The following is a 22,981-nucleotide window of genomic DNA, read 5'->3' as shown; positions in this document are numbered from 1 at the left end:
CTGCCGTGCTGCCGGTTCTCAGCCGTCCACGCCGTAGCGGGGAGCTCGGCGTTCACGCAAGGATGCCACACCTTCGCGCACGTCGGGACCGGCAAAACCCATGAATTCCAGCGCCAGCGAGGTATCGAATGCGGGACCGGCCTGGCGCAGCCAGTTGTTGAGCGAGTACTTGGTCCAGCGGATCGCGGTCTGGCTGCCGCTGGCCAGCCGGTCGGCCACTTCAAAGGCCTTGTCGATCAGTTGATCGTCGTCCACCGCGAGCGACACCAGCCCGATGCGCTCGGCTTCTTCGCCACTGATGGGGTCGCACAGCATCAGGTAGTACTTGGCCTTGGCCAGCCCGCACAACAGCGGCCAGACGATGGCCGCGTGGTCCCCGGCGGCCACGCCCAGGCGCGTGTGGCCATCGACGATCTTCGCGCTCTTCGCGGCGATCGAGATGTCGGCCAGCAAGCCGGCCACCAAGCCCGCGCCCACGGCCGGGCCGTGCATGGCGCTCACGATCGGCTTGTCGCAGTTGATCACGTTGTAGACCAGATCACGCGCCTCTTTCCACACCCGCGTGCGCACCTCGAAGTCGGTCGCCATGTCCTGCACCAGCGCCAGATCACCGCCACCCGAAAAACCCAGGCCACTGCCACGCAGCACGGCGCAACGCACGCTGTCGTCACGCCCCACGTCGCGCCAGATTTCGCTGAGTTCCCAATGACCTTCGTGGCCGGCCGTGGGCAGTTTGCCGTTGCCGCCGGGTCCGTCGGCACGCATCCGGATGTCGAGCACCGAGGGCACGCCATCCACGGCGGGGCCGCGCCGGGTGATGGCCAGGGTCTGGTAACGGCTGTAATCCACGGTGGTCATCAAGGTCTCCTCGAGGAATCGGTTTATGAATCAGGGACGCAGCGCACTCCCACGCCTTCGGGTGATTGTGATTGACGTGCATCAACACACCACGGCGCCGAAAGGCGCACCATGGACCCGTCCAGCAGGGCCACCGAATGACCCGCATTTTTCCGAGGAGAACCGAATGACAGCCCACATTTCCGACACCTTCGCCACCCAGCTCCAGGAGATGCGCACCGACTTGCTCGCGCAATTGCGCGCCCAGCACGGCGGCGCGATGAGCCGTGCCGAATCGGCCGCCGAAGCACTGGGCAATGCCAGCGACGACCAGTCCCAGGCCAACACCGAGCGCGAACTGTCTTTCACCCTCGAAGAACGCGAATCGGCTGAGCTGATCGCCATCGACGCAGCACTCAAGCGCATCGCCGACGGCAGCTTCGGTCTGTGCGTCGACTGCGGGGTGTCGATCCCCGCCGCCCGGTTGCACGCCAACCCCACCGCGATGCGTTGCATCGACTGCCAGACCAAAGCCGAAGTCTGAGGGCGCTTTCGCTTTCGTTACTCTCGGTATGCTGATGGCATGAACGATCAAGCCACCCCCCTGTCCACGCGCAGCCTGTTCCACTTTGCGTTCCACGTGACCGATCTGATGGAGGCGCGCCGCTTCTACGGCGACGTGCTCGGCTGCACCGAAGGCCGCAGCACCGACACCTGGGTCGACTTCGACTTTTTCAGCCACCAGATCTCGCTGCACCTGGGCGAGCCGTTCAAGACCTCACGCACCGGGCGCGTGGGTGACCACCTGGTGCCCATGCCGCACTTCGGTCTGGTCTTGTTGTTGCCCGAATGGAAAGCGCTAGCAGCTCGCCTGCAGGCCGCAGGGGTCGAGTTCGTGCTGCCGCCGCAGGTGCGCTTTGAAGGGCAACCCGGCGAGCAGTGGACGATGTTTTTCTGCGACCCCTTCGGCAACCCGATCGAGGTCAAGGGCTTTGCATCGCTCGAAGCGGTCTACGCCGCTTGAGCTCGTTCAGGCCGACGGCGCAATCTTCTGATCTATTGCTCCGAAGATGCTCTGCCCATCCTTGCCTTTCATCTCGATGCGAATCGTGTCGCCGAACTTCATGAAGGCAGTGGAGGGCTGACCGTCGAGGATGGTTTCGATCGCGCGCTTCTCGGCAATGCAGCTGTAGCCCTTGGGCCATTCCTTGCGGCCGTCCACCTCCACGCTCTTGTTGCTCACCGTGCCGCTGCCCACGATGGAGCCGGCGCGCACGTTGCGCGTCTTGGCGATGTGCGCGATCAGCTGGCCAAAGTGGAAGGTCATCTCGGGACCGGCTTCGCACATGCCGACCTTGCGACCGTTCCAGGTGCTCTGCAGCGTGAGGTGCACGCGCCCGCCCTGCCAGGCGTCGCCCAGTTCGTCGGGCGTGATCGCCACCGGGCTGAACGCGGTGGCCGGCTTGCTCTGGAAGAAGCCAAAACCCTTGGCCAGCTCGGCCGGAATCAGGTTGCGCAGCGAGACGTCATTGGCCAGCATCAGCAGGCGGATGCCGTCCAGCGCCTGCTCGGGCGTGGCGCTCATGGGCACGTCGCCGGTGACCACCGCGATCTCGGCCTCGAAGTCGATGCCGAAGTCTTCGCTGGGCACCAGCACGTCGTCGCACGGACCGATGAAGTCGTCGCTGCCGCCCTGGTACATCAGCGGATCGGTGTAGAACGACTGTGGCACCTCGCTGCTGCGCGCCGCACGCACCAGCTCCACGTGGTTGATGTAGGCCGAGCCGTCGGCCCATTGGTAGGCGCGCGGCAGCGGGGCCATGCACATCGCCGGATCGAACGGAAAGGCGTGACGCGCCTTGCCCTGATTGAGGGTGACGTAGAGATCGTGCAGCTGGGGGCTGATGAAGTTCCAGTCGTCCAGCGCCTGCTGCAATTTGTGCGCGATGCCGGTCGCATAATGCGCCGTGCTCAGGTCGCGCGAGACCACGACGAGCTGTCCGTCGCGCGAGCCGTCCTTGTAGGTGGCGAGTTTCATGAGAGTCTCCTGATGGTTACGCGGGTGGTTGCGTCGATGGTTACGATTAGTGAAATCGATTAACCTATTCGTAAATACAGGATTCTAGGCGATGCCCCGGGAACACGGGCACCGGCTTCCATCGGATACACAGGGCGTTGAACCTGTCTGTCCGCCGACCCTCTACCCGTTCAACGCCGCCCATGTCCACCGCCCAACGCAACGCCCACACCACCCCCACGGCCTCCGATGCGGACGAGGACGAGCCGCAACGCGCGGGCATCCAGTCGGTGGAGGTGGGTTTCGAGCTGCTCAATGCCTTGTCGGAAGCACCGGGCGCGCTGATGCTGCGCGACCTCGCCGCCGCCGCCGGCATGAGTGCCGCCAAGGCGCACCGCTACCTGGTGAGCTTCCAGCGCATGGGCCTGGTGGTGCAGGACCCGGTGAGCACCCGCTACGACCTCGGCCCGGCCGCGCTGCGCCTGGGCCTGGCCAGCCTCTCGCGCATCGACGCCGTGAAACTGGCGCGCGAGCGACTGGATTCGTTGATCAACGAGACCGGTCACACCCTGGCCATCGCGGTGTGGGGCAACCAGGGCCCGACCATGGTGCATTGGATCGAAGCGCCACAGACCGTGCCGGTGACATTGCGCCTGGGCGACGTGATGCCGCTGCTCACCTCGGCCACCGGCCGCTGCTTTGCCGCCTTCATGGGCAGCGAAGGACGTGACGCCCAGCGCATCGGCCCCATGGTGCGCGACGAACTGGCGCGGCTGAAGAAGCTGCCACGCAGCGGCCTGCCGCTGGTGGACGTGCCGCACACGCTGGCGGACGTGCAGGCCTTGCTGGACGAGACCCGCAGCCACGGCCTGGCCCGCGTGGTGCACAGCCTGCTGCCCGGCGTGGGCGGCTTCTGCGCGCCGGTGTTCGACGCACAAGGCCGCCTCGCGCTGGGCCTGGTGGTGCTGGGGTCGGTCGCCACGCTGGATACCGAGTGGTCGGGCGCCCCCGCCCAAGCCGTGCTCATGAGCGCGCGCCAGCTCAGCGCCGATCTCGGCCATCGACCACCCGTCCGCAGCCCATGACGCCGCTGCGCACAGCCGCTCCTGCACCGCGCTGGCCCACCCTGGTCGCGCTGATCGCGGCCGTGCTGGGCGTGCACCTGGCGTTGCTGCTGGGCCCGCTGCCCTGGGCCTCTGCGACAGCGGCGTCGACCGACGCATCGTCCCCCATGGCGGCAACCCGGCTGGTCGACCGCAGCGACGGCGCGTCGGCAACGCCCCCGGCCTCGAATCTGCCCATCGCCCGCGTGAGCACCGTGCGCTGGATCGTGCCGGCGGTGGTCATTGAACCCACCCCCATGCCCGTGCCCCGCCCGTTGCCACGCCCCACACCGGTGGTCCGTCCCGCAGCGCCGAAACAGCACGTCCCGCCCGCCCCACCCGCGGAGATCGCGGTCGAGGCACCCGTGGTGGAAACGGTTGCGCTGGTCGAAGCGCCGGCCGACGCCGTCACCCCACCCGCCGAACCGGCGGAACTTGTGGAGTCCATCGCCCCTGAACCCGCACCAGCCCCAGAGCCAGCGCCTGAAGAGGCCGCGCTCGATGAGCCCGCCACAGCGCCCGATGAGGAACTGCTCGCCGCCGCCGTGAAAAAGCGTGCCGCGCCTGCAACCGCTCGCGCCTTGCCACCGGCACAGCCTCCCGCCAGCACCCGGCTCGACTACGCCGTGACCGGGCGCGTCAAGGGCATCGCCTACAACGCCGAGGGCAAGCTTGACTGGACGCTGGCCGACGGCCGGTACAGCGCCCGCATGGAGATGCGCGTATTCCTGCTGGGCAGCCGGGTGCAGACCAGCACCGGCCGGGTGGGCCCCCACGGCCTGATCCCCGAGCGCTTCGCCGACAAGAGCCGCAGCGAAAAGGCGGCCCATTTCGACACCGAACAGAACCGCATCCGCTTCAGCAACAACGCACCCGACGCCGCGCTGCTGCCCGGCGCGCAAGACCGCCTGAGCCTGTTCCTGCAGATTGCCGGCCTGCTGCAGGCGCGCCCGCAGGCCTATGCGAGTGGGCAGACGATCGAAATGCAGGTGGCTGGAACCGGGGACGCCGACATCTGGCGCTTCAAGGTGGGCGATGAAACCACGCTGGCGCTCCCCGCGGGCGAGATGCGTGTGCGACAGCTGGTGCGCCTGCCACGCAAGGAATTCGACAGCACGGTGGAGATGTGGCTGGCACCCGACCTGCAGCACCTCCCGGTGCGCCTGCGCATCACCCAGTCCAACGGCGACGTGGCCGACCAGCAACTCAGCCGGATGCCGTAGTCCTTGCACTTCATTTGTGCCCAAAAACACACGCATCTTGAAACGGGACTGAACGTTGCCATGTAAAGAGCACTCAGAACTTCAAGACCGCCAACTTTTGCCGATATAAGAGACATTGGAAGCCGGTTTTCCCAACACAAGGAATTTCAGTCATGAACATGCTCTACGACTCGGATGCCTTCGCTGTGGTCCACATCCTGGCCAACGCACCGGCGGAAGGTGAAGACACTTCCGCGCAAGGCCCGCAGATTCCGCGCCACGGTTTTGAAATCGTGGACAAGCGCTCGGGCAAAGAGGTCTACCTCGATGGCTCCTGGGCCGAGATGTTCCAGATCCAGATCACCGCCTGGCAGCAGAGCACCCCTTCGCAGGAAGAGGTGGAAGACACGCTGGAAGGCTATGCCGAGCTGGCTCAGATGCCGGTCGTGATGCATTGATCCCCCCGCGCCGCGCCTGCGGCGCGTCACCCCCCAGGGGGCAACACCTGCGGCCTGGCAAAGCCAGTTCCGCGGTGTTCCTGGACAAGGCACTTCGCTCCGATAGCCCGGTTTCCACCGGGCTTTTTCATGCCTGTCGGTAGCGCCAGCGGTACACCGGCTCGGCCAGCACCAGCACGGCCACCAGGCGACAGACCTGGAAGGCGGTGACCACGGGCACGCCGAGTTGCAGCACCTTGGCGGTGATGGCCATCTCGGCGATGCCGCCCGGGGCGGTGCCCAGCAGCAGGGTGGCGGGATGCAGGCCGGTGGCTTTCGACAAGACCCAGCCGAACAGCGCGCAGATGCCCATCATGAAAAAGCTGGCAAATGCCACCGAGGCCAGCCAGCGCGGCGCCGTGTGCACAAACGCCGGCGTGAACCGCACCCCCAGACTCACGCCGATGACCAGCTGGGCCGCGTTTGAAAGCAGCTGCGGAATGGCGGAGAAGGTGACGCCCGCGAGCGTGACCACCATGGTGACCACCAGCGCGCCCATGAACCACGGGTTGGCGCGGCCCAGCCTCTGCATGAGCAGCGCCCCCGCCAGCGTGAGGCCGGCCAGCGCGAGCAAGCCGGTGAGGTGCACCTCACGCAGGCCCAGCGTGAGCGTGTCCAGGCCATTCACGCCCCAGAACTGCAGCGCAAACGGGATGGTGAGGGTGACCAGCAGCACACGCAAGCTGTGCGCCGCGGCCACCAGGTCGGTGCGCGCGCCCTGGCGCTCGGCGATCAGCGTCATCTCCGACGCCCCGCCAATGGCGCCGGCAAAGTAGGTCGTGCTCAGCAACTGCGTGGGCGTGAGGTGCGCCAGGTGCCCCGCATGCAGGCGGCGCAGCCAGGCACCAAAGCCCAGGCCCAGCAGCAGCGCCCAGGCGATGCCCAGCGCAATCGCCCACCACAGGCTGGCCACCAGCGCACCCACCGCGGGCGTGAAGTACAGGCCCAGCGCACTGCCGATCACCCACTGCCCGCTGTTGCGCAGCGGGGTCCAGCTCTCGGTGGGCACGCCCAGCACCGAGACCAGCGAGGTCGCCAGCAGCGGACCGATCATCCAGGGGATGGGCGTGCGCAGCCACACGCACAGGAGCGCGGCAGCCAGGGCGAGCAACAGGGTGAGGACGACGCGCCGCCACGAGGTGGGGCCGAAAGCGGGCAAGGGAGGCACTCGGGTACTGGTGTGATGCACCCGCCAGGACCGGCGGGCCACGTAGTATCCACGCATGACCTGTCGACCCATTGTCACGCTGGCCGTGAGCGTGGCCCTGTTGGGCGCCTGCGCTCACACGCCACCCACCACCGTCCCCGCCCTGCTCGAACGCGTGATGCCCACCCCGGTGCTCATGCTCGGCGAGCAGCATGACGCGCCCGAGCACCAGGCCCTGCAGCGCGACGTGGTGCTGTCGCTGGGCGCGCGCGGTCAGCTCGGCGCGCTGGTGATGGAGATGGCCGAGCAAGGCCGCCAGACCACCGGCCTGCCGGCCGACGCCAGCGAAACCCGGGTGCGTGATGCGCTCAACTGGACCGACGACGCCACCGCCGGCTGGCCCTGGGCCACCTACGGCCCGGTGGTGATGGCCGCCGTGCGCGCCGGTGCACCGGTGCTCGGCGGCAACCTGCCGCGCAGTCAGATGCGCGCGGCCATGGGCAACGCGGCGCTGGAAGACCGCATCAGCCGCACAGCGCTGCAGGAGCAGCGCGAAGGCATCCGCAGCGGCCATTGCGACATGCTGCCCGCGGGGCAGATCGCGCCGATGACCCGCATCCAGCTCGCGCGCGACGAAGCGATGGCCCGAACCACCGTGCAGGCGGTTGAACGGGCGGGGCCCGGCAAGACGGTGGTGCTGGTGGCCGGCAACGGCCACGTGCGGCGCGACCTGGGTGTGCCGCTGTACCTGCCCAAAACGCTGGACCACCGCGTGGTGATGGCGCAGGCGGGTGCCGCCAAAACAGCTCCGCCGGCCGATGCCGTGTGGCCCACGCCCGCACGGCCACCGCGCGACCACTGCGCCGAACTGCGCCAGCAGTTCAAGCGCTGAAGAGCACGCTCAGGCCGCGCGCCTGATGGCGTCGGCGAGCGTGCCGACCATGGTTTCGATCTGGGATTTCTCGACGATGTAGGGCGGTGCGAACACCAGGTTCTCGCCCGCGTTGCGCACCAGCACGCCACGGTGGTAGCAGTCCATGAACACATCGAAGGCGCGTTTGCCCGGCAGCCCGGCGATGGGGGCCAGCTCGACCGCCGCGGCCAAGCCCAGGCTGCGGATGCCGATCACGTTGGGCAGGCCCATGAGCGCGGCGTGCATCGCATCACCCAGCACCGGGCCCATCTCGCCGGCGCGCTCGAACAGCCGCTCTTCGCGGAAGAGGTCGAGCGTGGCGATGGCCGCGGCACACGCCACCGGATGGCCCGAGTAGGTGTAGCCATGGAAGAACTCGATGGCGTGCTCCGGCGCGTTGCCGTGCGCGCCCATCATGGCCTCGTAGATGCGGTCGGTGCAGACCACGCCACCCAGCGGGAACACGCCGTTGGTCACGGCCTTGGCGAAATTCAGCATGTCGGGCTGCACGCCGTAGTAGTCCGACGCGAAGGCCGTGCCCAGGCGGCCGAAGCCGGTGATGACCTCGTCGAAGATCAACAGGATGCCGTGCTTGTCGCAGATCTCGCGCAGCCGTTTCAGATAGCCCTGCGGCGGCACGTACCAGCCGGCGCTGCCAGCCACCGGCTCCACGATCACGGCCGCCACGTTGCTCGGGTCGTGCAGCGGCAGAATGCGGTTTTCCAGCTCCAGCAGCAGGTCTTCGTCCCACACCGGCTCGGTGTTGTGCACATAGGCGTGTTTCACCGGATCGTGGATGAAGCGCAGGTGGTCCACACGCGGCAGCAGGCTGGTGCCGTAGACCTTGCGGTTGGCCGGAATCCCGCCGACCGACATGCCACCGAAGCCCACGCCGTGGTAGCCGCGCTCACGGCCGATGAAGACGTTGCGGTGGCCTTCGCCGCGCGCGCGGTGGTAGGCCAACGCCACCTTCATCGATGTGTCGGCCGCCTCACTGCCGGAGTTGCAGAACAGCACCTTGTTCAGGTCGCCGGGCGCCATGGCGGCGATCATTTCGGCGGCGCGGAAGGCCTTGTCGTTGCTCACGCTGAAGGCGGTGCTGTAGTCCAGCGTGTCGAGCTGTTTCTTGATGGCTTCGTTGATCGGCTTGCGGTTGTGGCCGGCGCCCACGCACCACAGACTGGAGATGCCGTCGATGACCTGGCGGCCGTCGTGCGTGGTGAAGTGCATGCCGTCGGCCGCCACGAAGATGCGTGGGTCCTTGGCGAAGCTGCGGTTGGGTGTGAAGGGCAACCACTGGTTGTCCATGCGAAGGTCGTTGTAGGCCATGGCGGCGTCTCCGGCACTGATGAGAAGCCGGAATTGTGGCACCGGCACTGGCCTGCAGAGGCTCCACTGCCAGGGCCCCGCGCAGGCCCACCCGGGAGCTTGCTGCGACAATCGGCCCGCCATGAACCACACCCACGTCCTCACCCTCTCCTGCCAGGACCGCCCCGGCATCGTGCACGCCGTCTCCGGCTTCCTGTTCGAACACGGCGGCAACATCGAAGAAGCCGCGCAGTACAACGACCACGACACCGGTCTGTTCTTCATGCGCGTGCAGTTCGCCTGCGCCCAGCTCACACCGGACGATCTGCGCTTGCGCCTGAAGCTGTTCGCCGAGCCGTTCGGCATGCGCTGGAGCCTGCACCCGCTGGCCGAGCCGGTGCGCACCGTGATCTTCGTGAGCAAGGAAGGCCACTGCCTCAATGACCTGATGTTCCGCTGGAAGAGCGGTCTGCTGGCGCTGGACATTCGCGCCATCATCAGCAACCACCGCGACTTCTACCAGCTCGCGGCCGGCTACAACGTGCCCTTCCACCACATCCCGGTGACCGCGGCCACCAAAGCGCAGGCCGAGGCGAAACAGCTCGACATCATCCGCACCGAAGGCGCCGAGCTGGTGGTGCTGGCGCGCTACATGCAGGTGCTGAGCAACGACCTGTGCCGCGAACTGGCGGGCAAGGCGATCAACATCCACCACAGCTTCCTGCCCAGCTTCAAGGGCGCCAAACCCTACTACCAGGCGCACGACCGGGGTGTGAAACTGATCGGCGCCACCGCCCACTACGTGACAGCCGACCTCGACGAGGGCCCGATCATCGAGCAGGACGTGACCCGCGTGGACCACACCGACACAGTGGAAGACCTCACCGCGCGCGGGCGCGATACCGAAAGTCAGGTGCTGGCGCGGGCCGTGAAATGGCACAGCGAGCACCGGGTTCTGCTGAACGGGCACAAGACGGTCGTGTTCAAGTGACCATCAGGATTCCGCCGATCCAGTGCCTGCTGACATTCGAGGCGCTGGCGCGCCTGCGCAGCGTCACACAGACGGCGGACGAACTCAATGTGACGCCCAGCGCGGTGAGCCACCGCATCAAACAGCTCGAGCAGATCCTGGGCACCAGGCTGTTCGGGCGGGCCGACTTTTCGCTCACCACCGAAGGCAGCGAATACCTGGCCCATGTGCGCGACGGCCTGGCCACATTGCAGAAATTTCCGAGCCAGAACGCCGCGCCCGGACGGCGCAAGCTGCGTCTGGCCATCACGCCGACGTTCGCCCGCTCCATCGTGCTGCCCCGCCTCAAGCAGTTCAACGATGCTTACCCCGAAATCGACCTCACACTGCAAGTCAGCATCCCGCTGCTGGACGTGGTGGCCGAAGACGCCGACCTCATGGTGCGATTCGGCACGGGTCGATACGCCGACGTTGAACACGTCTGCCTCGCCAAGGACGATGTCTCACCCATGGCCTCACCCGCCTTCGTACGGGAGCACGGTCCTTTCACGGCGCCCACCGATCTGGAGGGCGTGCCTTTGCTGCGCAGCCCGTTGGAGCCTTGGCGCACCTGGTTTGCAGCGCACGAACTGGACTGGCCGGAGCCCAACGAGGGTTCGCAGTTCAACGACATTGGCCTGATGTGCGACGCCGCTGCAGCCGGCATGGGCGTGGCGTTGCTGCGCTACCGGTTGGCCGCACCCTGGCTGGACAGCGGTGCACTGGCGCCGCTTTATCCACGCCGGGTGCCGAGCCCACACGCGCACTACCTGTGCTGGCGAACCGGCACCATGGATCGGTGGGAGTGCGCGGCGTTCGCGCAGTGGTTGCAGCAGGTGATGGCTTGAGCACGAATGAGCGCTGCAAGCCTTGCAGCGCTCGCTTCGCGTCTTATTCGATGGTCAGGCGCTGACCAGCCGTCGGCAGCTTCTTCGGCAAGGTGAGCTGCAACACCCCGTTTTCATACTTCGCCTTCGACGCCGCGTTGTCGATGTCCTGCGGCAGTTGGAAGCTGCGCGAGACCTCACCAAAGTAGCGCTCGCTGCGCAGCAGTTTTTCGCCATCGGACTGGCTGTCTTGCTGGCGGATTTCGGCACGCAACGTGACCACCGGGCCGTCGATGGTGACCTGGATGTCTTCGCGCGAAACGCCGGGCACCTCGGCTTCCACGGCGTAGGCCTCGGGCGTTTCCTTCACGTCGATCTTGATCTGCGCGGGCAAACCTTCGCCGTGCAGCGGTTTGACGTAAAAACCGGGGGCGACGTCCTTGAAAAAGTCATCGAACAGGTTGGTTCGGGCAATCAGACGGTTCATGGCAAATGCTCCTGAACAAGGGGTTGAACGGTTTCGCCGGGTGGCGGTTGGGTGTTCCTCAATTGATGTTCCCGGCCGGAAATTTCAAGAGGGCTGCAAGATTCTTCAATCCACCGGCGATGGCGTTGTCCTAAACTGAACCGGCCACCTTGCAGACACCCCGAGCCCGCCATGAATGCCCCCTCCTCCCCCGCTCAAGCCACCCAGTTCCAGCGCGCCGCGCGCCAGGCCGAGGTGGTGCACGCCCTGCAGGCCGTGGTGGCCGCGCACGCGCTGCTCTGGCAGTCCGAAGACACCGTGCCCTACGAGTGCGACGGCCTCACCGCCTACCGCGAGCGCCCGCTGGTGGTGGTGTTGCCCGAAACCGAAGAACAGGTGGCCGCGGTGCTCAAGGTCTGCCACGCGCTGGACGTGCCGGTGGTGGCGCGCGGCGCGGGCACGGGACTCTCGGGTGGCGCCATGCCGCACGCCCTGGGCGTCACGATGTCGCTGGCCAAGTTCAACCGCATCCTGAAGATCGACCCGCGCTCGCGCACGGCGGTGGTGCAGGCCGGCGTGCGCAACCTCGCCATTTCGGAGGCCGCCGCCCCGCACGGCCTGTACTACGCACCCGATCCGAGCAGCCAGATCGCCTGCACCATCGGCGGCAACGTGGCGGAAAACTCCGGTGGCGTGCACTGCCTGAAATACGGCCTGACGGTGCACAACGTGCTGCAGGTGCGCGGCTTCACGGTGGAGGGTGAGCCCGTCACCTTTGGTGGCGAGGCGCTGGATGTGCCCGGCTTCGACCTGCTCTCGCTCATCATCGGCAGCGAAGGCATGCTGGCCGTGACCACCGAAGTCACCGTGAAGCTGGTGCCCAAGCCGCTGCTCGCGCGCTGCATCATGGCCAGCTTCGATGACATCCGCAAAGCCGGCGACGCGGTGGCCTCGGTGATCGCCGCCGGCATCATCCCGGCAGGGCTGGAGATGATGGACAAGCCCATGACGGCCGCGGTGGAGGACTTCGTGCACGCCGGCTACGACCTGGACGCCGAGGCCATCCTGCTGTGCGAGAGCGACGGCACGCCCGAGGAAGTGGAGGAAGAGATCGGCCGCATGAGCGCGGTGCTGCGCGGCTGCGGCGCCACCGCCATTGCCGTGAGCCAGAACGAGGCCGAGCGCCTGCGCTTCTGGAGCGGTCGCAAGAACGCCTTCCCGGCCAGTGGGCGCATCAGCCCCGACTACATGTGCATGGACTCGACCATCCCGCGCAAGCGCCTGGCCGACATCCTGCTGGCGATCGCCGAGATGGAGAAGAAGTACGGCCTGCGCTGCGCCAACGTGTTCCACGCGGGTGACGGCAACCTGCACCCGCTGATCCTGTTCGATGCGAACGATGCCGACCAGTTGCACCGCTGCGAGCTCTTCGGTGCCGACATCCTGGAGACCAGCGTGGCCATGGGCGGCACGGTCACCGGTGAGCACGGCGTGGGCGTGGAGAAGCTCAACAGCATGTGCGTGCAGTTCTCGCCCGAAGAAAACGAGCAGATGTTCAGCGTGAAGCGGGCTTTTGATACCAAATCGCTACTGAATCCGGGCAAGGTCATTCCCACTCTGCAACGTTGTGCTGAGTACGGAAAAATGCTGGTGCGTGGCGGGCGGCTGGCGCACCCCGATCTACCCCGGTTCTGAGGGTCAAATATCACGATCGGCGGTGTGCCCCGTGGGGTACAGTTGATTGGATGAGCGCTCTCTTCCCCTCGAAAGACAGCCGTCCTGATGCAAACCGAACCGAGGCAACGGTTTCGGCTCGAGAACGGGCGCTGTTGCTGGAGATCGAGACCCTCAAGGCGGAAAACCTGCACCTGCGCCGGAACTACGCCCAGCACATGGGCGGCAGCCTGCACGAAGGCTCCTCCAGCGATGTGGGTATTCACGCCGATCTGCCGCTGTCGCTCGAACTGGCGCTCGATGCGGACAAAGGCTCGCCCGTGGCGGCCGCGCACCTCGAATACGAGGCCCTCTTTGCCGCACTGGGAAGCGCATTCCCCATCGGCATCTTCCGCACCGACCAGGCCGGCGTGCTCACCCATGTCGACGCCCGCCTGCAGCAGATCTTTGCGCTGGGCAAACACGACTTTCCGAATTTCGGCTGGCTCGACCGCGTGCATCCCGAGGATCTGCCGCGGGTGCAGGAACACTGGGTCCGCGGCATCGCCACTGGCGAGAGCCTGAGTGTGGAGTTCCGGTTGATCCGGCCGGGCGACGAGGTGGTGCATGTGCTGGCGCGCAATTCACCGCTGCGCGACGAACACGGCAACGTGACCAGCCAGTTGGGCTTCATTCAGGACATCACGCCCATGCGTGTGCTCGAAGCCGAAGCCCGCATCAAGGACGAGCTGAACCGCCAGATCATTGCCAGCAGCCCCGATTGCACCAAGGTACTCGACCTCGAGGGGCGGGTGGTGCAGATGACGGCGCAAGGTTGTCGTCTCCTGGAAGTGGACGATTTCGAGCTGGTGCGCATGGGCGCATGGGCCGAGTGGTGGCCGGATGATGGCGTTCTGCTGGCGCTGGAGGCCATCGAATCGGCCTGCCGCGGCGAGAACTCAAGGTTCGTGGCCTACGGCCCCACCTTCAAAGGCACACCCAAGTGGTGGGACACCGTGGTCACACCCATCTGCGACACCCAGGGCCAGCCGGTGATGCTGCTGGCGGTCTCGCGCGACATCACCGAACAGCACCTGCAGCACGAGAGCATCCAGCGCTTCAATGCCGAGCTGGAGAGCGCCGTGCAGCAGCGCACCGAAGAACTGGCCGTGGCCAAGGACCGGATTCACTCCGCCTTGCGCGAGGCCCAGATCGCCTACAACCAGGCGCCCTGTGGCTACCACTCGGTTGACGCCAACGGGCTGTACGTGCTGATCAACCAGACCGAGCTCAACTGGCTGGGCTATGAAAACCGCAACGAGGTGGTGGGCAAGAAGCACTTTCGGGACCATGTGCAACCAGCCTACCTCGACGATGTGCTGGAGCGCCTGCAACGCCTGCTGCGCGGCGAGACACTGGAAGCCGCCGAGATCGGCATGCTGCGGCGCGACGGCACGGGCTTCATCGGCCTGCTCAACACCACGGCGGTGCACGATGCCCAGGGACGCTTCCTGCGCACGAACAACACGCTGGTGGACATCACCGAGCGCAAGGCGGCCGAAGTGGCTCTGGCAGCGCAGCGCAATTTCCTGCAGACCGTGGCCAGCAGCGTGCCCGTGCAGCTCGCGTTCTTTGATCGTGACCTGATCTGCCGCTTTGCCAACGCCAGCTACGCGCGCTGGCTCGATGGTTCACCCGAGAAGCTGGTGGGGCTGCACCTGAGCCGCATTGCACGAAGCCAGGACTTTGAAGCAGCACGCCCGCGCCTGGACAGTGCGCTCGCCGGCGTGGCACAGCGTTTCGAAGGCGAGCGCGTGTTCCCGGACGGCACGGTGTTCTACGCCAGCATCGACTACACCCCCTACTGGCACGACGGCAACGTGGCCGGCCTGTTCATCCAGATGCTCGACATCACCGAGCGCAAGGCGTCCGAAGACCTGGTCAACCAGACCAACCGCCAGCTCAATCAGGCCCTGAGCCAGGCACAGGCGCTCTACAACCAGGCGCCCTGCGGCTACCACTCGCTCGACACCCGGGGTGTCTTCGTGTCGATCAACGACACCGAGCTGGGTTGGCTGGGCTACCGCCGCGACGAGGTGGTGGGCAAGATGGTCTTTCGCGAGGTGATCTCCGCCGCCGACGTGCCGTTGTTCGAGTCCCGCATGCGCAAGATCCTCCAGGACGATGCGCTGGAAGGGGTCGAGTACCAGATGCGCCGACGCGATGGCAGCACCTTCCACGCGCTGCTGTCCTCGTCGGCGGTGCGCGACGAGGACGGGCGCTTCCTGCGCAGCAACACCACCGTGGTCGACATCACGCACCGCAAGGCGGCCGAGATGTCCCTGCGCGACAACCAGCGCTTCCTGCAGACCATCACCGACCATGTGCCCGGCCTGATTGCCTACCTGGACGCCGGGCTTCGCTTCCGCTTTGCCAACGCCGAACACCTGCGGGTCTACGGCATGAACCCGGTGCGCATCCTGGGCCAGCACATCAGCGAGTGCGTGCGCCCCGAGGTCTGGGCCGACATCAAACCCCGCATGGAGGCCACGCTGGCAGGCCAGGAGCAGAACTTCACCACCTGGCGCCCCACGGTCGATGGCAAACACATCTTCGTGAGCTCGCGCTACCTGCCCGATGTGCAGGACGGCAAGGTGAAGGGCCTGTTCGTCCAGATGATCGACATCACCGAGAGCAAGCTCATCGAAGAGCGGGTGAGCAACCTCAACGAAGAACTCGAGCAGCGCATCCGCGAGCGATCGGCGGAACTGCTGGAGGCCGAGCAGCGCTTTCGCCTGATGGTGGACAACCTGCGCGACTACTGCATCTTCTTCATGGACGCCGACGGGCTCATCACCGACTGGACCGACAGCGCCCAGCGCATGGACGGCTACTCGCCCACCCAGATGCTGGGCCGGCACTACGGTGTGCTGTTCGACCCCGCCAACCCCGAGCACGGACGGGTCCGCGCCGACCAGATGCTGCGTCTGGCCGCCTCGCGGGGTCAGCACGAGCTGCACAACTGGCACACGCGCAAGGACGGCACCCAGTACTGGTCGCACTCGGTGCTGATTGCCCTGCGAGACGACAGTGGAGAGTTGCGCGGCTTTGCCAAGATCAACCGCGACATGACCGACGCCAAGCGGCTCGACGACCTGATGCGCAACATCAACGACGAGCTGGAAAACCGTGTGGTCGAACGCACCGAACAATTGCTCTCCGCCAACAAGGACCTGGAATCCTTCTCGTATTCGGTGTCGCACGACCTGCGTTCGCCGCTGCGCCACATCTCCAGCTTCGTGAGCCTGCTGGAAGAACACATGGGCAGCCAGTGCGACGAGGTGAGCGCCCGCTACCTGAACACCATTGGCAACTCAGCCCGCCACATGAGCCAGCTCATCGACGGCCTGCTGGCGTTCTCGCGCCTGGGCCGGGCGGCGGTCAACGTGACGCCGGTGGACTTCCAGCTGCTGGTCGAAGCGGTGGTGGCCCAGATCGGGCACGACACCGAAGGCCGCATCGTCGACTGGGTGGTCGCCCCCGACCTGCCGGTGGTGCAGGGCGACGCCTTGTTGCTGCGCGAAGTGTGGGCCAACCTGTTGGGCAACGCCTACAAATACAGCCGGCCACGTGAACGAACGCGCATCGAGGTGGGCTGGAACGTCGACCCGGTGGTGGGCTACACCTTCTTTGTCCGTGACAATGGTGTGGGTTTCGACACAAAATACGCGCAGAAGCTGTTTGGCGTGTTCCAGCGATTGCACCGCGCCTCGGAGTTTGAAGGCACAGGCATCGGGCTGGCGCTCACACGGCGCATTATCGAGCGGCACAGCGGCAGCATCTGGGCCGAAAGCGAGCTGGGTGTCGGCAGCGTTTTTTACTTCTCCCTACCTTTTGAGGGCCCTGGTTTTTCGGACTCCATCCTGGACTCGATACCTGCCCCCCTGGAATCATGAGCAAAAGCGCCGACGCAATCCTTCTGGTCGAAGACAACCCCGACGATGCCGAGTTGACCAAGCTGGCTCTGTCGCGCCATGGCCTGGACGGGAGGGTCACCCACGTCTCCGACGGCATGCAGGCGCTGGACTACCTGTACCGGCGCAACGGCTTCACCAACCGCTCCGGCAGCAACCCCGTTCTGGTGCTGCTCGACCTCAAGATGCCCTTGCTCGACGGCATCGGCGTGCTCAAGGAAATCAAGGGCAGCGACCTGTTGCACAACATTCCGGTGGTGGTGCTCACCTCTTCCACCGAGCCCAGCGACCTGCTGCGCGCCTACGACGCCGGCACCAACGCCTACATCGCCAAGCCGACCGAGTTTTCCCAGTTCCTCAGTGCCATGAAGCACGTGTGCGAGTTCTGGATCAACATCAACCAGACCGCGCCACAAACCGTCAACGCGACGGTGCGCAACACCGGCTTCGGCGACCTCATCTGAGCCTGTTCACCAGGTGTCGATGAACCGGCGGGCCGTGGGCTCGCCCACCTTCGCGCCGGCCAACCCACGCACCAGCCACTGGCGGGTTTGCGCCGGATCGATCACCGCATCGATCTCCAGCGTGGTGGCCATCTGCTCGGCCGACCCCTTGGCGTACTGCTCGGCCACCAGCCGCCCGTACAGCGCATCGCGCTCGGCGCCTTCAGCCGCGGCCTGCAACTCCTTGCGATAGCCCAATCGCACGGCGCCTTCCAGCCCCATGGCGCCAAACTCACCCGTAGGCCAGGCCACGGTGAACACCGGCGCGTGAAACCCGCCGGCCGTCATGCCCATGGCGCCCAGGCCGTAGCCCTTGCGCAGCACCACACTGAAGAAGGGCACGCGCAACTGGGCCGCCACCACGAACAGCCGGCTCACATGTCGCACCTGTGCTCGCGCTTCCATGTCCGGACCCACCATGAAGCCTGGCGTGTCGACCAGGCTCACGATGGGCAGGCCGTGCGCGTTGCACAGCTGCATGAAGCGCGCGGCCTTGTCGGCCGCGTCCACGTCGATGGCGCCGCCCAGGTGCAGCGGGTTGTTGGCCATCAGGCCCACGGCACGGCCCTCGATGCGCGCCAGCGCCGTGTGGATGCCCGCGCCAAACCCGGTGCGCAGCGCCAGCAGGCTGCCCTCGTCGACCAGCCCCTGCATCACGGTCCGGGTATCGTAGGCCCGCAGGCGGTTCTCGGGCACGGCGTCGCGCAAGGTGAGCGCATCAGGCGCGGTCCAGCCGGGCATGCTTCCCTGGAAGAAGGACAGGCAGTGCCGCGCCGCCGCCACCGCCTGCGCTTCGTCGTCCACCAGCACATCGATCACGCCGTTGGCGTGCTGGACGTCGCCGGGACCGATGTCCTCGGGCCGGAAACTGCCCAACCCACCACCCTCCACCATCGCCGGCCCGCCCATGCCGATGTTGCTGCCCCGCGTGGCAATGATCACGTCGCTGCAGCCGAGCAGCGCGGCATTGCCCGCAAAGCACCGCCCCGCTGCGATGCCGATCACCGGTACCTGGCCAGACAAGCGGGCGAAGGCGGCGAACGTGCCCACATGCAGACCCGCCACGATGGGCATGTCGGTGTCACCGGGCCGCCCGCCACCACCCTCGGCAAACAGCACCACCGGCAATTTCTGGCTCAGCGCGATGCCCAGCAGGCGGTCGGTCTTCTGGTGGTTGCGCATGCCCTGGGTGCCGGCCAGCACAGTGGCGTCATAGGCCATGACGACGGTGCGCGATCGCTCAGGGCCACAGGTCGCCCCATTGACCGATCCGATGCCGGTCACCATGCCATCGGCTGGTGTGTTGGCCACCAGATCCTCCTGGCTGCGCCGGGCACGCTGCGCGGCCACCGCCAGGGCACCGTACTCGATGAAGCTGCCCTCGTCGCACAGATCGGCCAGGTTTTCGCGCGCGGTTCGCAGGCCCAGGGCATGCCGGCGCGCCACGGCATCCAACCGCGCGGCATCTTGCGTGAGCGCATCGCGGTCCAGCATCGCCTGCAGGTCGGAGCGCACCTGGCCTGGCGCATTCGGGCGGGTCGACGCCTCGGTCACCATGGCAGGGCTGGTTGTCAGGGGCTCGGAGCGCAGCAACACATCGTTCGTCTGCACCGACGCTTCGGCCTCGAACAACAGCTCCAGCACCCGGGCATCCGACTCGGCACGCAGTTCGTGCTCCATCTTCATGGCTTCCAGCACCACGAGCACGTCGCCGCGCCGCACGGAGTCACCTGGTGCCACCAGCCACTGAACGATCCGTGCCTGCAAAGGAGAGCGCAAAAAATTCATGGCGGGATTCTGCGCTTCGTGACCGCCGACAACGGTCGATGACGCGACACATCACCACCATGCAAACAGGCCCTGAAAAGGGCCTGTGACGGGGGGAAGAGCAGCCTGGAATCAATAAATGTCGGAATCAGCCCACTGGGAAGACGGACCGAAGTCGTTGGCCGTGACGGGTGCGTTGAGGTTGAGGACAAACACCACCTCGCCGCCGAAACGACCCACGCCCAGGCTCTTCATGAGCTGCTGCTCCTGCTCGGGGCGCTCCATGCGCAAGAAGCAGATGGCTTGCTTCGTTCCTTCGTGCATGGCGGTCAGGATGTCCAGGCGCGTGATGCGACCGAATTCGCTGCACAGTTGGTGCAGCGCCGATTTCAAGCTCGGTACATCGCTGTGCTGTCTGAGTTCTGCAAGTGTGCTCACAATCGACTCCCAAGTTCGTTTCTGTCGTTTGCGCTTCTTAGTCTGATCCAGGGCCCCCAGGCGCTGGCAGGCGTGAATGTTAGCCCAGATGTCACGAACACCAACAGTTTTGTTACAACTTGGCCTGACGGCACGATCTGCTGTGCGCTAGGTCACATTCCACCTGTGATCAGAGCACCAGTCTGTGCAAACGCGATGACAACACTTCTGTATTCTCGAACCACCCCATCACCGGAAGTTCCTCATGCGACCCGCTTCCCCAGCCCCCACCGCCACCGTCCTCAACGCCGCAGAAACGATCTCGGAGGGTGACTCGGGGGAGTTCGCGCAGAGGGGTGGATTTGATCGGCTGGCCAGCTGGGCCGCCCGCACCGCGGGCGTCAGCGCCTCGGTGTTCTTCGACACGGCGCAGTGGCCACCTCGGGTATTGGGCTCCCACGGACTGGCGCCGTCGACCCTCGCTGACGCACCCCAGGCGGTTGCCGCGCTGTTCGCTGACGGCACCCGCGAGTGCCGCTTGACGGAACCGGTCAACGATCCGGCCGGGACATACCTGCAGGCCTGGGCGGCCTTGGCGTCTCCGAACAACCTTCTCTGGTGGCCACTGTCGGCGATCAGTGGACGAACCGCGTCGGCCATGTTGCTCCTGAATGAGGATCCCGATCGCCCCTGCGACACCAGCGCTCCGGCCATGCAGGAACTCGCCGCTCACGCCATGGACACGGTGACACTGGCGCACCGGTGCGAGCAGAGCGAGCTGCGCAATGTGCAGATATTGCGTGAAAGCGAGAGCCGCCTGAACCTCACGGAGCACACCGCGGGCGCGGGCAGCTGGTCCATGCAGGTGGCCAGCGGCGAGCTGGTGCACTCCGACGAGTTCGCCAGCATCCTGGGCTTGGCGGATCACCGCCAGGTCACATCGCTCGACACCATGGTGCAGCGCTACAACCCGGAGTGGCGCAACGGAATTCGCCAACGGCTGGAGCGCTGCGCGAGGAGCGGCGAAGGCTTCGACGAAGAAATCCAGATCATGGTGGACGGCGGCGTGTCGAAGTGGGTCCGCACGGTCAGCTCGGCCGTGCGTGGCGTCGGCGGCGAGATCGTTCGCATCCAGGGGGCGATCCAGGACATCTCGGCGCAGAAGCAGGCGCAACAGGACACGCTGCGCCTGGCGATGCGTCTGACCACCACGCTGGCCAGCATCACGGAGGCCTTTGTGACGCTGGACCGCCAGTGCTGCTTCACCTATTTGAATCAGGAGAGCGAGCGCCTCCTGCAGAAAACCACCGCCGACCTGCTCGGCCAGGAAGTCTGGCACGACTTCAGCGGGGGTCTGGCCGAACGGCTCAAGGACAAGCTCACCCGCTCGCTCAACACCAACCGCCGTGTGGAGCTGGAGGACTTTTTCCCCACGCTGGGCAAATGGATGGAGGTGCGGGCCTATCCGTTTGCGGAGGGTCTGGCGGTGTATTTCCGCGATGTGACCGAACGCCGGCGCTCGCAAGAGCAACTGATGCTGCTGGAGACCAGCGTGTCCCGGCTCAACGACATCGTGGCGATCGCAGAAACCGGTGCGGGCAGCCAGGAGCCGCGCATCGTCTTCGTCAACGACGCGTTCGAGCAGCAAACGGGGTACACGCGCGCTGAAGTCATCGGGCAGACGCCACGCATCCTGCTGGAGCTGGATCCGGCCATGACCCAACTGAACACCCTGGTCGCCAGTCTCCAGGACAACCAGCAGGCCCGCACCGAGCTGATGGTGCGGCGCAAGAACGGTGCGCTCTTCTGGGTCGAGCTGGAGGTGGTGACGGTGCAGGCCACGGCCGAAGAAGTGACGCACTGGGTGGCCGTGGGCCGCGACATCACGCAGCGCAAGACGGCCGAGGACATGATCCGCCACCTGGCCTTCTACGACGCACTGACCGACCTGCCCAACCGCCAGCTGCTGCTGGACCGGTTGCAGCAGGCGCTGGCGGCCAGCGCGCGCACCGGTCAGTTTGGCGCGCTGATGTTCATCGACCTGGACAACTTCAAGATCCTCAACGACACGCTGGGCCACCACATGGGCGACCAGTTGCTGCAGAAAGTGGCCTCGCGCCTGACACAGAGCGTGCGCAAGAGCGACATGGTCGCGCGCCTGGGCGGTGACGAGTTCGTGGTGATGGTCGACGACCTGAGCACCGATCCCGAAGCGGCGGCCTACAAGGCGCGCGCCCTGGGCGAGAAAGTCCTCAAGACCCTGCGTGAACCCTTCCAGCTCACCGGCCACCAGCACTTCGCCACACCCAGCATCGGCGTGACCTCGTTCAACGGCGACCAGAACGATGTCGGCGAGCTGCTCAAGCAAGCGGATCTGGCCATGTACCAGGCCAAGTCGATGGGGCGCAACACGCTGTGCTTCTTTGATCCGGACATGCAGGCCACCGTCAGCGTCAATGCCGCGGTGAGCTCCGATCTGCGGATTGGTCTGCGCGAGGAGCAGTTCATCCTGCACTACCAGCCGCAGGTGGATCGGGTGGGTGTCGTCACCGGCGTGGAGGCGCTGGTGCGCTGGAACCACCCCACACGCGGTCTGACCTGGCCAGCGGAGTTCATCCCGGTCGCCGAAGACACGGGCCTGATCCTGCCGCTGGGTCAGTGGGTGCTGGAAACCGCCTGCGAGCAGCTCGCCATCTGGGCGCACCGCCCGCAGACCGCCAGCCTGAGCATCGCCGTCAACGTGAGCGTGCGCCAATTCCGCCACCCCGATTTCGTGGACATGGTGATGGCCGCGATCACGCGCACCGGCATCCGGCCGCACCGCCTCAAGCTCGAACTCACCGAGAGTCTGCTGGCCGACCGCATGGAGATCACCATCGACAAGATGGGCATGCTCAAGGCGCTGGGCGTGACGCTCTCGCTCGACGACTTCGGCGTGGGCTACTCGTCGCTCTCGGTGCTCAAGCGCCTGCCGCTGGACCAGCTCAAGATCGACAAGGGCTTCGTGGCCGACGTGCTGACCGACCCCAACGACGCCGCGATCTCGCGCGCCATCATCGCGCTGGCGCAGAGCCTGAGCCTGCAGGTCGTGGCCGAGGGCGTGGAGACGCAGGAGCAGCGCGACTTCCTGGCCTACCAGGGCTGCGACCAGTTCCAGGGCCACCTGTTCTCCAGGCCATTGCCCATCGAAGAGCTGGACGCGATGCTGGAGAACCCGACCTCCGGCATGGTGGTGGCTGGATGACACCCCCCGCGTCGCCTTCGGCGCCTCCCCCCTCTCTCGCCTGCGGCGGGAGGGGGGCGACAGCTTGGGCCGGCCGAGCCGGACCCTTGCTGTCCCT

At 66.2% G+C, this 22,981-nt stretch carries 19 protein-coding genes; 12 read left to right on the top strand and 7 right to left on the bottom strand.

The annotated features are described in order from the left end of the window. Positions 1-18 precede the first annotated feature (18 nt). Positions 19-858: an enoyl-CoA hydratase/isomerase family protein gene (locus tag V6M63_RS22570; RefSeq protein ID WP_442909637.1), complete on the bottom strand. Its 840-nt coding sequence runs from the start codon at positions 856-858 to the stop codon at positions 19-21. Positions 859-1,024: 166 nt separating this feature from the next. Here V6M63_RS22570 and V6M63_RS22565 point away from each other — a divergent pair, with 166 nt between their 5' ends. Together V6M63_RS22565 and V6M63_RS22560 are read left to right on the top strand one after the other, a co-directional pair. Beyond that, positions 1,025-1,381: a TraR/DksA family transcriptional regulator gene (locus V6M63_RS22565; protein ID WP_332745565.1), complete on the top strand. Its 357-nt coding sequence runs from the start codon at positions 1,025-1,027 to the stop codon at positions 1,379-1,381. Positions 1,382-1,420: 39 nt separating this feature from the next. Then, positions 1,421-1,861 (top strand): VOC family protein, encoded by a 441-nt coding sequence (locus V6M63_RS22560; protein ID WP_332745564.1) that lies wholly within the window; start codon positions 1,421-1,423, stop codon positions 1,859-1,861. A gap of 6 nt (positions 1,862-1,867) precedes the next feature. On the opposite strand, the gene V6M63_RS22555 is transcribed toward V6M63_RS22560, so the two are convergent. Beyond that, positions 1,868-2,875 (bottom strand): fumarylacetoacetate hydrolase family protein, encoded by a 1,008-nt coding sequence (locus tag V6M63_RS22555; RefSeq protein WP_332745562.1) that lies wholly within the window; start codon positions 2,873-2,875, stop codon positions 1,868-1,870. A gap of 182 nt (positions 2,876-3,057) precedes the next feature. Between V6M63_RS22555 and V6M63_RS22550 the strand changes: the two genes are divergently transcribed. The 3 genes from V6M63_RS22550 (at position 3,058) to V6M63_RS22540 (ending at position 5,617) form a co-directional block, all read left to right on the top strand. Beyond that, positions 3,058-3,939, top strand: a complete 882-nt coding sequence (locus V6M63_RS22550) for an IclR family transcriptional regulator (protein ID WP_332745560.1) — start codon at positions 3,058-3,060, stop codon at positions 3,937-3,939. After that, positions 3,936-5,180: a DUF3108 domain-containing protein gene (locus tag V6M63_RS22545; protein ID WP_332745558.1), complete on the top strand. Its 1,245-nt coding sequence runs from the start codon at positions 3,936-3,938 to the stop codon at positions 5,178-5,180. The genes V6M63_RS22550 and V6M63_RS22545 overlap by 4 nt, the downstream gene beginning before the upstream one ends. Positions 5,181-5,332: 152 nt before the next feature. Next, the gene (locus tag V6M63_RS22540; protein WP_069045105.1) at positions 5,333-5,617 is read left to right on the top strand and encodes a BTH_I0359 family protein; all 285 of its coding nucleotides are present in this window, start codon (positions 5,333-5,335) and stop codon (positions 5,615-5,617) included. Between the two features lie 127 nt (positions 5,618-5,744). Here V6M63_RS22540 and V6M63_RS22535 read toward each other — a convergent pair whose 3' ends face one another. Continuing rightward, complete coding sequence (locus V6M63_RS22535; protein WP_332745556.1) at positions 5,745-6,815, bottom strand: AbrB family transcriptional regulator; 1,071 nt, start codon at positions 6,813-6,815, stop codon at positions 5,745-5,747. Positions 6,816-6,879: 64 nt separating this feature from the next. Here V6M63_RS22535 and V6M63_RS22530 point away from each other — a divergent pair, with 64 nt between their 5' ends. Further along, positions 6,880-7,695 (top strand): ChaN family lipoprotein, encoded by an 816-nt coding sequence (locus tag V6M63_RS22530; RefSeq protein WP_332745554.1) that lies wholly within the window; start codon positions 6,880-6,882, stop codon positions 7,693-7,695. Positions 7,696-7,704: 9 nt separating this feature from the next. On the opposite strand, the gene V6M63_RS22525 is transcribed toward V6M63_RS22530, so the two are convergent. Further along, a complete protein-coding gene (locus V6M63_RS22525; RefSeq protein WP_332745552.1) occupies positions 7,705-9,045 on the bottom strand; it encodes an aminotransferase class III-fold pyridoxal phosphate-dependent enzyme in 1,341 nt (446 codons plus the stop codon). A 121-nt stretch (positions 9,046-9,166) separates the two neighbouring features. Here V6M63_RS22525 and purU point away from each other — a divergent pair, with 121 nt between their 5' ends. Next, positions 9,167-10,015 carry a formyltetrahydrofolate deformylase gene (purU, locus tag V6M63_RS22520; protein WP_332745551.1) on the top strand — a complete coding sequence of 283 codons (849 nt, stop codon included), beginning with the start codon at positions 9,167-9,169 and terminating at the stop codon, positions 10,013-10,015. After that, positions 10,012-10,881 carry a LysR substrate-binding domain-containing protein gene (locus V6M63_RS22515; protein WP_332745549.1) on the top strand — a complete coding sequence of 290 codons (870 nt, stop codon included), beginning with the start codon at positions 10,012-10,014 and terminating at the stop codon, positions 10,879-10,881. Before purU ends, V6M63_RS22515 begins: the two co-directional genes overlap by 4 nt. Positions 10,882-10,924: 43 nt before the next feature. Here V6M63_RS22515 and V6M63_RS22510 read toward each other — a convergent pair whose 3' ends face one another. Next, positions 10,925-11,347, bottom strand: a complete 423-nt coding sequence (locus V6M63_RS22510; RefSeq protein ID WP_332745547.1) for an Hsp20/alpha crystallin family protein — start codon at positions 11,345-11,347, stop codon at positions 10,925-10,927. A 171-nt stretch (positions 11,348-11,518) separates the two neighbouring features. On the opposite strand from V6M63_RS22510, the gene V6M63_RS22505 reads away from it, so the two are divergent. Genes V6M63_RS22505 through V6M63_RS22495 form a run of 3 tightly spaced genes read left to right on the top strand, consistent with a single transcriptional unit; the run spans position 11,519 to position 17,417 of the window. After that, positions 11,519-13,021 carry an FAD-linked oxidase C-terminal domain-containing protein gene (locus V6M63_RS22505; protein ID WP_332745545.1) on the top strand — a complete coding sequence of 501 codons (1,503 nt, stop codon included), beginning with the start codon at positions 11,519-11,521 and terminating at the stop codon, positions 13,019-13,021. A 50-nt stretch (positions 13,022-13,071) separates the two neighbouring features. Further along, on the top strand, positions 13,072-16,935 hold the full coding sequence (locus V6M63_RS22500) for a PAS domain-containing sensor histidine kinase (RefSeq protein WP_332745543.1): 3,864 nt from the start codon (positions 13,072-13,074) through the stop codon (positions 16,933-16,935). Continuing rightward, positions 16,932-17,417: a response regulator gene (locus V6M63_RS22495; RefSeq protein WP_332745541.1), complete on the top strand. Its 486-nt coding sequence runs from the start codon at positions 16,932-16,934 to the stop codon at positions 17,415-17,417. The genes V6M63_RS22500 and V6M63_RS22495 overlap by 4 nt, the downstream gene beginning before the upstream one ends. A gap of 6 nt (positions 17,418-17,423) precedes the next feature. On the opposite strand, the gene V6M63_RS22490 is transcribed toward V6M63_RS22495, so the two are convergent. Together V6M63_RS22490 and V6M63_RS22485 are read right to left on the bottom strand one after the other, a co-directional pair. Continuing rightward, positions 17,424-19,235: a carboxyl transferase domain-containing protein gene (locus tag V6M63_RS22490; RefSeq protein ID WP_332745579.1), complete on the bottom strand. Its 1,812-nt coding sequence runs from the start codon at positions 19,233-19,235 to the stop codon at positions 17,424-17,426. A 120-nt stretch (positions 19,236-19,355) separates the two neighbouring features. Beyond that, positions 19,356-19,661, bottom strand: a complete 306-nt coding sequence (locus V6M63_RS22485) for an RNA recognition motif domain-containing protein (RefSeq protein ID WP_332745539.1) — start codon at positions 19,659-19,661, stop codon at positions 19,356-19,358. A gap of 244 nt (positions 19,662-19,905) precedes the next feature. On the opposite strand from V6M63_RS22485, the gene V6M63_RS22480 reads away from it, so the two are divergent. Next, positions 19,906-22,884, top strand: coding sequence for a sensor domain-containing protein (locus tag V6M63_RS22480; RefSeq protein ID WP_332745537.1), 2,979 nt, complete (start codon positions 19,906-19,908; stop codon positions 22,882-22,884). Positions 22,885-22,981: the final 97 nt, after the last annotated feature.

It is taken from the genome of Hydrogenophaga sp. (assembly GCF_036675665.1).
GTDB lineage: Bacteria > Pseudomonadota > Gammaproteobacteria > Burkholderiales > Burkholderiaceae_C > Hydrogenophaga.
Note: the sequence above shows the minus strand (reverse complement) of the source record. Positions and strands in the feature narration are given on the sequence as shown.

Excerpts from the sequence above, each read along its gene's own strand:
- V6M63_RS22570 (WP_442909637.1), bottom strand. The coding sequence starts at position 858 with ATGACCACCGTGGATTACAGCCGTTACCAGACCCTGGCCATCACCCGG.
- V6M63_RS22565 (WP_332745565.1), top strand. The coding sequence starts at position 1,025 with ATGACAGCCCACATTTCCGACACCTTCGCCACCCAGCTCCAGGAGATG.
- V6M63_RS22560 (WP_332745564.1), top strand. The coding sequence starts at position 1,421 with ATGAACGATCAAGCCACCCCCCTGTCCACGCGCAGCCTGTTCCACTTT.
- V6M63_RS22555 (WP_332745562.1), bottom strand. The coding sequence starts at position 2,875 with ATGAAACTCGCCACCTACAAGGACGGCTCGCGCGACGGACAGCTCGTC.
- V6M63_RS22550 (WP_332745560.1), top strand. The coding sequence starts at position 3,058 with ATGTCCACCGCCCAACGCAACGCCCACACCACCCCCACGGCCTCCGAT.
- V6M63_RS22545 (WP_332745558.1), top strand. The coding sequence starts at position 3,936 with ATGACGCCGCTGCGCACAGCCGCTCCTGCACCGCGCTGGCCCACCCTG.
- V6M63_RS22540 (WP_069045105.1), top strand. The coding sequence starts at position 5,333 with ATGAACATGCTCTACGACTCGGATGCCTTCGCTGTGGTCCACATCCTG.
- V6M63_RS22530 (WP_332745554.1), top strand. The coding sequence starts at position 6,880 with ATGACCTGTCGACCCATTGTCACGCTGGCCGTGAGCGTGGCCCTGTTG.
- V6M63_RS22525 (WP_332745552.1), bottom strand. The coding sequence starts at position 9,045 with ATGGCCTACAACGACCTTCGCATGGACAACCAGTGGTTGCCCTTCACA.
- purU (WP_332745551.1), top strand. The coding sequence starts at position 9,167 with ATGAACCACACCCACGTCCTCACCCTCTCCTGCCAGGACCGCCCCGGC.
- V6M63_RS22510 (WP_332745547.1), bottom strand. The coding sequence starts at position 11,347 with ATGAACCGTCTGATTGCCCGAACCAACCTGTTCGATGACTTTTTCAAG.
- V6M63_RS22505 (WP_332745545.1), top strand. The coding sequence starts at position 11,519 with ATGAATGCCCCCTCCTCCCCCGCTCAAGCCACCCAGTTCCAGCGCGCC.
- V6M63_RS22500 (WP_332745543.1), top strand. The coding sequence starts at position 13,072 with ATGAGCGCTCTCTTCCCCTCGAAAGACAGCCGTCCTGATGCAAACCGA.
- V6M63_RS22495 (WP_332745541.1), top strand. The coding sequence starts at position 16,932 with ATGAGCAAAAGCGCCGACGCAATCCTTCTGGTCGAAGACAACCCCGAC.
- V6M63_RS22480 (WP_332745537.1), top strand. The coding sequence starts at position 19,906 with ATGCGACCCGCTTCCCCAGCCCCCACCGCCACCGTCCTCAACGCCGCA.